At 46.9% G+C, this 12,502-nt stretch carries 12 protein-coding genes; 8 read left to right on the forward strand and 4 right to left on the reverse strand.

What is annotated here, in order from left to right; translation table 11 throughout:
• The first annotated feature begins 10 nt into the window (after positions 1-10).
• The 6 genes from GK108_RS10590 to GK108_RS10615 all read left to right on the forward strand — a co-directional run bounded on the left by GK108_RS10590 (position 11) and on the right by GK108_RS10615 (position 5,524).
• Positions 11-436, forward strand: coding sequence for a hypothetical protein (locus tag GK108_RS10590; RefSeq protein WP_163947117.1), 426 nt, complete (start codon positions 11-13; stop codon positions 434-436).
• 10 nt (positions 437-446) lie between these two features.
• Positions 447-1,169: a hypothetical protein gene (locus GK108_RS10595; protein WP_163947122.1), complete on the forward strand. Its 723-nt coding sequence runs from the start codon at positions 447-449 to the stop codon at positions 1,167-1,169.
• A gap of 148 nt (positions 1,170-1,317) precedes the next feature.
• Positions 1,318-2,394: a hypothetical protein gene (locus GK108_RS10600; protein WP_163947125.1), complete on the forward strand. Its 1,077-nt coding sequence runs from the start codon at positions 1,318-1,320 to the stop codon at positions 2,392-2,394.
• A gap of 53 nt (positions 2,395-2,447) precedes the next feature.
• The gene (locus GK108_RS10605; protein WP_163947128.1) at positions 2,448-3,815 is read left to right on the forward strand and encodes an AAA family ATPase; all 1,368 of its coding nucleotides are present in this window, start codon (positions 2,448-2,450) and stop codon (positions 3,813-3,815) included.
• A 141-nt stretch (positions 3,816-3,956) separates the two neighbouring features.
• Complete coding sequence (locus GK108_RS10610) at positions 3,957-4,832, forward strand: PE-PGRS family protein (protein ID WP_163947130.1); 876 nt, start codon at positions 3,957-3,959, stop codon at positions 4,830-4,832.
• Between the two features lie 296 nt (positions 4,833-5,128).
• Entirely contained in the window at positions 5,129-5,524 is a 396-nt protein-coding gene (locus GK108_RS10615; RefSeq protein ID WP_163947132.1) for a hypothetical protein, read from the forward strand.
• Positions 5,525-5,597: 73 nt separating this feature from the next.
• On the opposite strand, the gene GK108_RS10620 is transcribed toward GK108_RS10615, so the two are convergent.
• From GK108_RS10620 to GK108_RS10630, 3 genes are all read right to left on the reverse strand, one after another.
• Positions 5,598-7,049, reverse strand: a complete 1,452-nt coding sequence (locus GK108_RS10620) for a S41 family peptidase (RefSeq protein WP_163947135.1) — start codon at positions 7,047-7,049, stop codon at positions 5,598-5,600.
• Between the two features lie 104 nt (positions 7,050-7,153).
• Entirely contained in the window at positions 7,154-7,996 is an 843-nt protein-coding gene (locus GK108_RS10625; protein WP_163947137.1) for a LytR/AlgR family response regulator transcription factor, read from the reverse strand.
• Positions 7,977-9,023 carry a sensor histidine kinase gene (locus GK108_RS10630; RefSeq protein ID WP_163947140.1) on the reverse strand — a complete coding sequence of 349 codons (1,047 nt, stop codon included), beginning with the start codon at positions 9,021-9,023 and terminating at the stop codon, positions 7,977-7,979. The genes GK108_RS10625 and GK108_RS10630 overlap by 20 nt, the downstream gene beginning before the upstream one ends.
• 214 nt (positions 9,024-9,237) lie before the next feature.
• Between GK108_RS10630 and GK108_RS10635 the strand changes: the two genes are divergently transcribed.
• Both GK108_RS10635 and GK108_RS10640 read left to right on the forward strand, forming a co-directional pair.
• Entirely contained in the window at positions 9,238-10,248 is a 1,011-nt protein-coding gene (locus GK108_RS10635) for a bifunctional heptose 7-phosphate kinase/heptose 1-phosphate adenyltransferase (RefSeq protein ID WP_163947143.1), read from the forward strand.
• The gene (locus tag GK108_RS10640) at positions 10,241-11,521 is read left to right on the forward strand and encodes an AGE family epimerase/isomerase (RefSeq protein WP_163947146.1); all 1,281 of its coding nucleotides are present in this window, start codon (positions 10,241-10,243) and stop codon (positions 11,519-11,521) included. Before GK108_RS10635 ends, GK108_RS10640 begins: the two co-directional genes overlap by 8 nt.
• Positions 11,522-11,672: 151 nt before the next feature.
• Here GK108_RS10640 and GK108_RS10645 read toward each other — a convergent pair whose 3' ends face one another.
• A complete protein-coding gene (locus tag GK108_RS10645; protein ID WP_163947149.1) occupies positions 11,673-12,389 on the reverse strand; it encodes a head GIN domain-containing protein in 717 nt (238 codons plus the stop codon).
• Between the last annotated feature and the right edge of the window lie 113 nt (positions 12,390-12,502).

Here is a 12,502-nt window from a genome sequence, read left to right on the forward strand (position 1 = left end):
GAAATCACGTATGAAAAATAACTGTTTGATGCTTGTTCTGGCTTTGGCTGGCTTTTTAGGTATTGCCGCCCAAACCGCAAGCCATACTTCCGACGCACGAAGTAGCCGTACCGCTTCCGCTCGTTCGCTGGCCGATTCAGTAAAAAAAGACCCGGAAACCGGATTGGCTATTGACCCGCAGCTGATGTTGGTAAAAGGGCAATGTACGGCTTGTCATTCGAGTAAGCTTATCCTGCAAAGCCGTTTTTCGCGCGACAAATGGATCGAACGTATTCGCTGGATGCAACGGACCCAAAAGCTTTGGGATTTAGGCGAATCAGAACCCATTATTCTCGACTATCTGGTTAAATACTATGGCCCAGCAACGGGTTCATTCGACGGTCGGCGCGAACCTTTGCAGTCAATCAAATGGTATAAACTGGAAAGCAGTCGTTAATTAATAGACCATGTCTACTACGAATTTTTATCAGGCATTTTATCAGAATGATCAGTTGTTTCGGTTCTCCAACGAATCGTGGACAACGAATCAGGATGTATTGGTCGACGAACAGCCGGTTGCGGATGAGATAATTGCTACGTCGGACATAGCCGAGAAAACGGGGCTTCTGAGCGAGCTAGATGCTTTATCGGCCAGCTATGATACAGATGAGGTGATTACAGTTCAGGCTGAACAACAACCGGTTATCGAAACAATACTGGCTGTGCAGGAAGAAGTTAGTATCGTAACTAAGCCAGAACCATTACCTAAACCGGCATCCAGACCCGCTCTGACCCCGTCCGATCAACGCCCTGTATTACCGGAATTAAATCATAAAGTACTTTTACTGGCCGACGAGGAACTGGACCCCAGTAATCTGCTATTCCTGGAAAAAATCCTGAAAGCCATCAACCTCAATATCGAAGGGGTCGACTTACTGAACCTGAACGGTGCTCATGATCTGGATTTCGCGGCCCTGGTTCAGGACAAAAAAATTCATCATTTCATTACGTTTGGCGTTCCTTTCAATCGAATTCATCTCGACATTGCTATGGACCGCTATCAGCCGATACGCTTTTTCGGCATTACGTTCCTCATGGCCGACTCGCTACCCACCATTGAAGCGGATCAACATCTAAAAAAACGATTATGGGGCGCTTTACAGCGGATGTTTTTAATGAATCGTCAGTAGGCCCTGCTGTTGTAATATTCTGTGTAGTAGGCTCATTTTAAGCAAATCATTTAGTGTGGGTTTGGATTATTGGGGCACTATTTACGTATTTACATGTGTTTCCCATGAACGTATTCACCAACACTAACCCAAGTATCGGTTCCACCGAATGACGCTCGCCGAACGACTTCGTATTATTTTTCAGCCAAACACTGCTGTTGCTAACCAGAGCATGGCGGCACCTTTGGCCCAGCCATCTGTATCTGCTGTACCGGATACCCGACCACCAGTCGAAAATCCATTACCGCTATTACCCGACATAAATCCTACCACCGCATCAGAAACACTTCCGTATTGGCTTAGGGATGAACACGCGCTCCGTGATGAAGGTGTGCTCTTTGGCTTATCAACGGTAGGGCCTGACGAGAAAATCAGCGAAATCCAGGCGTACTACGCTCAACTGGTAGCTCCTCTGGAAGCCCAGATCAATCAGTTATCCCTGAGAGTCAACGAAATTGATGAGTTGATCGAACAGCAGGAAACCCGCGTTAACCTCCAGCAGAAGCAAATTAACGAACTGCGGAACAGACAGCCGGCAGCCACCAATCTCCTTCGAACGGCGGTTAGCCTATGTCTGTCTACGGTTATGTGCATTGGCACGTATTATCTCATTGCCAGCACTCTACAACCAGCCTTTCCGAATCCGTGGGTTTCGATTGGTATTTTTTTAGCAGGCATGTTCAATTTATTCGGTCAAACATCGTTTTTCTACCAGGACAACGTAGCATTAACCGGCCGTAGACTGATTGAAGAGGTTGGCCTCCCGTTTGCCACGTCTCTTTTTATAGGGATTCAGGCTGTACAATTCCAACCAGTTATACAGGCTGTCGCCTTATTTATTTTTGTCTTTTTCCTTTTCCTGTTGGCTGGGAAGCTCTTTTTAAGCTCACTAAATGCCTTACAAACTGGCTTAACTTCTACACAAATTAATCGCCAATTAGCGTTCGATAAACAGCAAACCCTGCCGGTTTTTGAGACTAATCTTGACCGACTAAATCAAGGGTTAACTGCTCTCCGAATGCAGAAATGGCCTGTTGTTTCGGCCTTGAATCAGTCGGAGGCTAAACTGAAGCAATTGAACACCAAACGCGATCAGCTTGTTAATCTATTTTTGAGTGAGTTTGAACTAGCCAGGAGCCTGCGCGATCGTTTGACTGAAAAACAGCGGGCGGCTCTATTTAATTAAGTTTCGATGGGCGACAAAAGGGTGCGCCAATCATAAACTTTACCTATTTTCAGATGGAACCAACCAACAGTCCCGATTTTCAGCACGGCTACACCAGCGGTGTGGAAGGCGTAAACCGGGAAACATACGAAGGCTACCTATCCAGTCAGGTTAATACCGACTGGTTGCAGGAGCGAATCCAGGAAAAACGTACCGAGATTGCTCAAACCGAGCAAAAACTCAGCGAAGCAACAGAGAACCGAAGAACAGCGTACGCTGAACTGCAAAACCATGCACTTCAGGTTGAACGGCTCGACAAACAGGTTAAGCAGAAAGAAGCCGATCGGCAGGTTCTCGAAAACGACCGCGCTAACCTACGGGAACGACGCGCCAAAGCTTCGCCGGATTATTCGCTGCTGGCGGGTCTCTTGTTTCTGGTTGCTGGTATTTCCTTTTTAGCGGGTGACCTAATTATTTCACACGAGATTGTGGCCTACGCCCTCAACATTCGGAATACCAATGAAGCATGGGCATTTGCTGTCGGCTTAGCGATGGTATCTATCCTACTCAAACCAGCCTATGATCGACTGATTGAAAAACCTTATCAGGAGAACCCCGAACAGAACCGGGGTAAATACGAAAAGTTCAAAATTATCCTGGCCGTTTTTTCGGTGCTGACATTGGCCGTATTGGGTTGGTTTCGTTACGAAGCGTATCGGACGGATCAATTAAAAGCAGCCATCAACAAGTCGGTACGTCAATTGCAACTCAACACCGATCCGACGGCAACAACGCAAACGCTCAGCCCTTCTACAATGAGCAAAATTGAGAAGCAACTGAACGAATCCAGCGAGTTAAATCTGGCGCTTGTCGACAGTCCGTGGGCTTTGCTCTCGTTTGTGTTAAGCGGTATTTTATTTGCACTCGCTGGAGCGGTTTGCCTTGGCATTGCGCTGCCCGTTTTATCGGCGTTCTGGTTCCGATGGCTACAGGCAGACATTAAGCTCTGGAAATTACGCCGTCGAATCAAACGGCTGGACCAGGAAATTGCTCCATTAGATGCTCAGTTATCCGAACAACGTACCCAACAGAACGTACTGGAGCATAATCTGAGCCTGCTACCGACGCTGGATGAATTGAAAGAAGAGCGTCAAGCGGCAATAACCGAACTAAATGAGTTGTTGGCCGAGCTGAAACTGGCGCAAACCGATAGTCGGATCAGTAATTTCAACGATGGATACGGACAGGGAGAAGCAACCCGAAAATCGCTGAACGACGACGAGCAGCGCGAGTTGCGCAAGGAGATGTTATCGTTACAAAACAGTAATCGGGTTAGCAACAGTAACCGACCGAACGGCACCCCTATAGAGAAGCCGACTAACGGAAAGACGCAGCTACGGCCCTACCAAACGATACGTAAATTTTTGTCTGACGACATGTAATCTCGCTAACCCTGCTACGTTGACGCTATCTATTTGATTTCGTCAACATAGCAGGGTTACAAAGTCCATTTGCAATTTAAATCAAATAGTCCTGTATTTTCGCAGTTGATTAGCTTCCCCCGATTGTTCACATCATATCGTATGCGCTTTGCTCTTGTTCTACTTTGCCTGCTTGTATCTTCCTGTAAACTAGTTATTCCCGATACCGATTTAACCCAGTTTTCTCCTACACCAACAGCCAGTCCTATACAATCTGGTATTGTTGATAAGGTTACGGGTATGGTCGATAGCCGTAGCCAGCCGGGAAATCTTTGGGTTATTCAGGGCGAAGGGAGTTCGTCGGCACTTACGCTGATTGGACATGATGGCACCTTGAAAGGGCGAGTTAATGTACCTCGTTTTGGTAATCGGGATTGGTCAGACCTGGCTATTGGACCCGGCCCAGCCGATGGTGTAAATTATTTGTATATAGGTGAAATTGGCGATCATAATCTGCAAAACGAGATTTCCCAGGTTTATCGTCTTCCCGAACCAGGTAGTTTGCAATCAACGATCAGTCAGATCGAACGTATTAACTTCCGCTACCCTGATTTCCCTCAGGATGCTAAAACGTTCCTGGTAGATCCGCAAACTAAGGATATTTTCATTTTTACGAACCGCAATCCGAACGTTCAGATTTACAGACTTCCCTACCCTCAGAATATTAATGAGATAACTGTAGCGCAATCGTTAGGCGAGCTGGTCGTTGGTTTAACCGTTACGGGAGCGGCCATTTCTACCGATGGAACTGAATTATTAATCAGAAACTATGGCCAGGGCTTTTACTGGAAGCGCAGAGCCAACCAAACTATCGACGATCTGGTTCAGCGAACAGTCGGTAGAAATGCTCCTATGGCTTCAGAAGCAAAGGGAGAAGCTATTTGTTTCGACAAGGATGGGGATGGTTATTTTACCCTCAGCCAACGAAATTCGTCAGCTCCAGTCAATCTCTACTATTTCAAAAAATTAACCAGGTAGCCAAACACTACCCGTTTTCTTCCATTGTTGATCCGTAGTTCCAGTACACCAGAAAAAGTTCTGGTGTAGTAGATCGACTATCTTCAACAACGACAGCCAAGTGCATTTTAAAATAGCCATTACTTTCTACGCTTGCTCCCAAAACTCGCGAAAGCGGCTTCCGAATTATCCCTTTTCCAAGCCAGAATCCAGCTTATCCGAAAAAGTGAGATATTAAAAACTCATTAAAAATACAAACATTTTGGTAAGGCATCCTCTTATAACATATGAAGGAATTGGATTTACATTTTTAGAGTATGCAACCAGACAGCAAGTGGGTGGCCCTGCTGGATGAAGACCCTGATGATTTCGTCATAATACAGCAAGGGATTAAGAACTGGGGGCCTGAAATTACCCTAAGAAACTTCAAAACATTTTCTCAATTTGAACAAACGATACTAGCTGAACATCCTTTACCCGCGCTCATTATCCTCAATGGCCTTTCCCCGGCAAATATGGAAATTGATTGGATAAAAGGGTTCAGACATAATGACCTTTACGCAAAAATTCCGATTGTTATACTAGCCGAAGATTACTGGGAAGAGCAAAAACAGCTTTACAGCACTGTTGATGTGGAAGACTATCAGACAAAACCTGTCAATCAGGAAGAACTGAAAAGCTTTATCTTGAAAATAAAGGACATTTTAGGCTAACCTGGCATACGTATCAAACCTACTCCTAGCTGAAAATTGATACGTATGCTCCGTTAAATAATTCCTATTGGGTTTAGTTTGATCTGGTCAGGGCGGCTTTCGGCGAATGAATCAGTTTCATTGTGTAGTCTAGAACCGTGTCTTTTTGATTTACTACGTCGTTGATGGTTGGCTCCACAAGGTGATCAGGAATGATGCCTCGGTCGGCGTATGGGTAGCCCGACACATTAGCCATATTGAAGCCAAACATACCAATGCCCAGGTCTATTTTCGAGTTTGGCAATTGCGTGATTGTAAAGATTCCGCTACTATTAACTTTATACCCCCCGCCAGTTTCCTGCCCCACAAACGTTACGTTACCGGCGCGTTTTCTACGATCGGCATGGAGTCGGGCGGCCAGTTCGGTCGTTACGGAAAAACTACTGCCATTGATCAACACAAATAGATTCCCCCGATAGGCGTTCTGATTAGGCTTTTGCTTTTTTAGACCGCGATGTTTTGTGAATACGTAACCCTCTCCCTGTTTTTTGAGCACAAGCCAGCGTAGTTTAACGTACAGCTTTGGTGTCCAGGCCGGGAACGAGTACTTCTTTTTCTGACGAACGCTGATATGATCGTAGTACCGAAACGGCTGGTCGCTTAGGTACGTAGCCAGCTTAACGCCCCAGGCTTCTTCTCCGCCTTCATTGTTACGAAGGTCAAGTATCAAATTCTGCACATTACGGGCTTTGATATCCCGAAACGACGTCTTCAAAAATGTGTCAAAATCAGGTTCGTCTTTACCCGCCCAAAAACGATCAATCGTCATTACTGCCGTTTGCGGATCAGTGACTGTTAAACGAAACGGCGGTTGTGTTGCGGGCTTATGTTTTTCAGTATAGGCCTTTATTGCCGATTCAGTAGTTGGCGACAGCCGCAACGTTTTCTGCTCATTACCTTCTCGGTATACGACGTCAAACGATTCAGGAGCGCCAATGAACGTAGCATAATATCCAGAAAAGAAATGGTTAAGATCTTCGTACTTACCCCCTATTCGATTGCCGTCAGCAAAGGTCATTTTTGGCAGCAGTCGCTGTAGAATAGCTGGTATCGACAGCCCGTTAATCGATATAAGTTCTACGCCTTCGGGAATGGTAGAGGTGCCATAATTCGCCACAACCCAGGCCTTATCATTCAGGAAGTATAGCTTCAGCGGGAACAATTGTTCAGTCGCAAATGGGTAATGCTCATCGCGTCCCGAAACGATCCATTTAATGTGCCCATCGCGCAATGCAACCAGCAGTGGGTTCATAGCACAATAAAACTCCTGCTGGGTCATCGATCGGTTCAGTTGGGCAGCAGTGGCGGCAAACAGTGAATCAAAAACTGGTTTCGGTGTGTACCGATACATTTCAGGATGAACTTCGTTCAAGGCTGTTCGAAAGCGATCAAAATCGGCTCGTAATTGGTCGGGGTTCAGCGTCTGGGCAGAACTGGAGATGGTCAGTAATACGTAGCAAAGAATGGCGTAAATGAGCTTTTTCATTAGTTGTCGTTTCGTTGATTGACTGCGCAAAACTGGCCGTTTCTCGCCGTGGGGCCAATACAATGGCTACTGAAAAGCCCGGATTAAAGTCTGGAACGTCGGTTTTATTCACCCAACCAAAGCTTAAACTCAGCCGCTTTTTCCCGACTGACAACAACTTCTTCCGTAAACATGGGCTTCAGCTCAACTTTCAGCTTCCCGTTAAAATACAGATGCACCTTGTCGATGGCTTTTGCTTCCGCAATAACCTGTCTGTTTAGCCTGAAAAAGCGTTTTGGGTCGAGCATCTGTGCTAACTCATCCAGCGTGTAGTCAAGCATCCATTCCGTATTGTCGTACGTTTTAACAAACGACATTTTGTTTCGGGTAAGAAAATAGGCGACCTCCTCAATCCCAATTGAAAAGAGTTTCTGGCCCTGCTTAATCATAAAGCGCTCCCGATACGTAGCAACGGTTTTTTCTATCCGAAATCCTGGATTTGGAGCTATTGATAAATTGGGCGCGGTTTCCCGCAATTGCTGAAGCAGAGTCGCCAATGACTGCTCTAACCCCAAAACTGGTGTTGAAGAACCTCCTTCGCCTGCCAGAACTTCTTTTAAGGTCCGCAGTTTGGTCAGCGCCTGGCGAAGCTCTTCTTCCTTGATCGGTTTCAGTAAATAATCGACACTGTTTACTTTGAAGGCTTTTATGGCGTACTCATCATAGGCGGTCGTAAAAATTACCGGGCTTGTAATCGTCACCTGATTAAAAATATCAAAACTCTGGCCATCAGCCAGTTCAATATCCATAAAGATCAGATCAGGCCGACTGTTGGTACGTAACCATTCCACTGACTCCTCCACACTGACTGTACTGCCAACCAGTACGGCGGAAGGCTCAACGTCAAGTAATAATCGTTGTAGTTTTCGAGCCGTCAGCTCTTCGTCTTCAATGATGAGAATGGTCATAGCGGGATTCTGGTAATAAAGGTATGGTGACCTGAAATAAGTCGTCGGTCTGCACAATGGTCACATCGGGGTGGCCCATGAGCCGGTATTTCGCGATAATATTCGCCAGCCCGGTCCGGTTAGACGGGATCATGCTGTGTTTTTTACGGACCGTATTACGGACCAAAAGCCGATTCGTCTCGTCGGTACGTATCTGGATGAGTAGCGGCTTGGCCGGTAACGCTACGTTATGTTTTACCGCATTCTCGACCAGTAGTTGCAAGGTCAGTGGCGGAATATATAAGGCGTAACATTCCTTTTCTACCGCAATATCCAATTCAACGCTACGTCCGAAACGCATTTGCAGTAAGTGAAAATAGGCCCGAATAAATTGAAGTTCGCTGTCGAGGGTGGTCAGCAATTGCTCATTAGTCTGCAGCACGTATCGGTATACCATGGCCAGTTCTTCAATAAAGCGTTCGGCCTGTCTGGGATTCTCACTAACGAGCGACGACAGGGTACTGAGGCTATTGAACAGAAAATGGGGGTTAATTTGTGCTTTCAGCGAATCGAGCTGACTCTGCAGAGCCTCTTTTTTGAGCTTTTCGGCTTCGTAATACGTTGTCCACCACTGCTTATAGAGATAGCGGGCTTCATAGATAGTTGCCAGCGGAATTGTAAACAGAAAGGGAATCAACGTATTGAGCCAATAGGCCCGCGTTGACATAGGATATCCCCAGAACTGGGTTACGTCGTAGAAATACACGATTCCAATCCGCTGAATAACGGTTGTTAACGTAAACCAGCCGATCTGCACACAAAGTCGTTGCGTAGTCTGACTGAGCTTCGGATAATACTGACGCGCTTTGATAATACCAATCCGGGCACTTTCCCAGATTAGGCTACACTCAATCAGGCTCACGCCCAAAGCCAGCCAACGACTGATGTGGTGGGCATCGTTGTCGGGCTGAAAAAAAATAAAGTTGGAAACGATTGAAATAAGTGGAATCCCTATCAATCGAAGCCAGCGGTCGTTCAGCTTTTCCATTACCTGGTAAAGATAGGCCGACAACCGATGAAGCAGAAAAGGACTGGTACCGAAGTGTCGGAAAAGCTGACCAGACTGTATGAATGTACACCTGTAGACCAATGTGCGCTATCGGTTCATTGCCTATAAATTGTGTCGATTAGTAACAAAAAATGCGATTTGATTATAAATTACGCATAATCTACTTTTCCCATTCAACTGTTACGCTGACTCAATGACCGGTTCAGATATTAAGGCAATTTTTGGGCGTTTTCCCAGTAGTAGAGTGGGTGTAATCGGCGATTTTGCCGTGGATTTATATTTTGATCTTAAAACAAAAACGGGTGAAAGCTCTATTGAAACAGGGCTGGATGTATTCTGGGGAAGTCGCCCCAGAGCGTCACTGGGGGCAGCCGGGAACGTAGTACAGAATCTGGCTGCCCTGGGCATCGCCAACATCCACGTAATAGGCTGTATCGGAGACGATTTGTTTGGTCGCGAAATGCAGCATTTGTTCAGTACGTTAGGCGTCGACACTACGTATCTGCAGGTTGTTTCGGCCTGGGACACCTGCCTGTATACTAAACCAACCGTCAACGATCAGGAAACGAACCGAATTGATTTTGGTACGGGTAACTGCTTAACTGATGAGCAGTTCGAAAGCATACTCGCAGGACTGGAGCTATTGTTGCCCAACCTCGATGTGTTAATTATTAACCAGCAGTTTGCCAACCCGCTCCTGCCTGTGGGTCGGATGCAGTTGTTGAACAACTTAATTTTCCGCTTTCCGAACGTTCGTTTTTTAGCCGATATGCGCGATACGGGCACGCAGGTTTACGGATCAACGTTGAAAGTCAATACCGCCGAACTGGCTCGCTTTCTGGCCGTTCCGCATCCCAGTCACCCCGACCTCGACTGGTGTATTCAGCAGGGTACTACGTTTCAGAAACGACTCAATGGTCCACTACTTATTACGCGCGGTCCGGCCGGAATACTTTTCCTTGACGAAACGGGCTACCATACCGTCAATGGGCTCATGCTGACTGGTCCCTTGGACACGGTCGGGGCTGGCGATACCGTAGTCGCTACCTGGGCCGCCTGTTTAGGCGCTGGCACTCCCCCTCAGGAAGCCCTCTTATTGGCAAACCTGGCCGCAGCCGTTACCGTTCAGAAACTCAATCAAACCGGTACCGCCAATCTTTCCGAACTTTTGGAGCAATATAAAACGCATTACGTCCATGACTAAAGAATTACTTCTCCAGCATCTTCAGGAACTACACACTCACCTGACGGATGAACTGCTTCCCTTCTGGACGGCCCGCACGATGGACGAAATCGATGGTGGTTTTATCACGCACTTCGATCAGTATGGCAGTGATTCTGGAGAAGATGAAAAATCGTTGATTGCCCAGACCCGATCCATTTACACCTATGCGTCAGCCCACCGGGCAGGCTATGGCGAAGGCGCACTGGCTGAACTGGCCCGACATGGAGTCGAGTATCTGCTGACTCATATGTGGGATGAGGAGCATGGCGGTTTTTACTGGATGACCAACCGGAAGGGTGAGGTTATCAACGATCAGAAAATTGTGTATGGTCAAAGTTTTGCCATGTACTGCCTGAGTGAATACACACTGGCAACCGGCGATCCACGTGGTATTAAATACGCCCGAAACGTATTCGATTTACTCCAGAAATACGCCACTGACACTACGTATGGGGGTTATTTCGAGATGTTCGAGCGCGACTGGACACTCAAAGGACCCGGATCGGCGGGTGGCGATCGGAAAACGCTTGATGTTCATATGCACCTGATGGAAGCGTACACTACGTTGTATGAGTGCACCCGTCAGCCTGTACACCGTCGAAAACTGCTCGAAATTATAGAGCTTCTGGTGATGAAAATTATGCATCCCGTTTATGGAACGGGGGTTCCTCAGTTCTGGGCCAATTGGGACGTAGCCCCACAGATTAAATTTGATATTATCTGGGGCTGGGATCGTTTCACTGAAGATGGGGTTAAATCGGAAGCAGAAGACAATACCAGCTATGGGCACAATGCTGAGTTTGCCTGGCTATTGCTACATGCGCTGGCAATTCTGGACATTCCCCACGAAACCTACCTGGATCAATTTACCAAATCCTTTTCCCATGCCGTTACGAACGGAGTTGACTGGGAATACGGTGGTGTCTACGTTGAAGGTTCGCACGCCGGTGCCGTATATGATCGGGAAAAAGAATTCTGGCAGCAGGCCGAAGTAATGATCGGTTTTCTGGATGCGTATCGAATCCTGGATGACGATATCTACTGGAAAGCTTACGAGAACGTTCACCGGTTTGTTCTGGACAAAATGGTGAATCATGGCGTTGGGGAATGGTGGCCGCTCATGACTCGCCAGGGGGCTCCGATCTGGACACATATGAGCCATTCCTGGAAAATCAATTACCACACCGTTCGTGCTGTTATTCAATCGATTCGGCGGCTCGATTACTTGATGACGACCCGAAAAGACCAGTAATTTCCTGGCCTTTGTAACGCATTTCTTATCAACTCAGACTCCTATCTGAACAATACGTCCTCTGTTACTTATTATTTGTTTCGCCTGAGAAAACCCGCTGAATGCCAGCTAAAAACTTGCTTATCAGCGGGTTTCTGCTCAATAACCGACCCTAATCGGTGTGCACGGAGCTAGCTCCACTCAGACGCTGGCGCACCGAGGGTGTTCCCCGATACCGAACCTTGCTGGCGCCACTAGCTTCGACATCCAACGTACCAGAAACACTGACACTCGCATTACTCGCCCCCGAAACGTTCAGATCAGCAGTCTTAACCGGGTACGAAAACGCCTTCAGTGTGGATGCACCTGCCAAATCAGCTTCCATCTCGACTCCTTCGCCATTGAGTTCGAGATTAGATGCCCCAGACAACGTCAAATCAACCTCCCTGGCCTGAAGGGCAAACTGGCCTTTCGAAGCGCCACTTAACTGGATATCCAATTCGTTCAGGTTGTCGAATCCGTTTATGGTTGACTGACTGGCTCCAGAAAATGATACGCCACGTAGCGTGGGCATGACAATCGTAAACGACGTTTCATACTTTCGGCTCCGCGAATTATGGTAGCGGGCGTATAAGGTTCCGTTACGTGTATACACGTCCAGATCATCCAGATTGCGACGATCTCCTTCAGCAATAATCTGAAACTCAGAACCAGCCTGCACCCTAATGATAAAGGCACTTCCCATATCGAGTCGGTCGAAGTTGGTCATACCAAAAGTTCGTTTGTCATCCTGATAAGGGCCAACATCCTCTCTCTGCAGGCCGCAGGATACAGAAGCAACCAGGATTAAAACAGTACAGATTAGCTGAAATAAATAAGTGCGTTTCATGATGTAAGTAAAATTGATGCTCAAAGTCGAGTGGCCTACTATCCACCCATGCTATACAGACATCTGATTCGAACCTTACCCCTACGTTGCTCTTATTATTTTTCAACAAAATA

This window comes from Spirosoma terrae, from assembly GCF_010435915.1.
GTDB lineage: Bacteria > Bacteroidota > Bacteroidia > Cytophagales > Spirosomataceae > Spirosoma > Spirosoma terrae.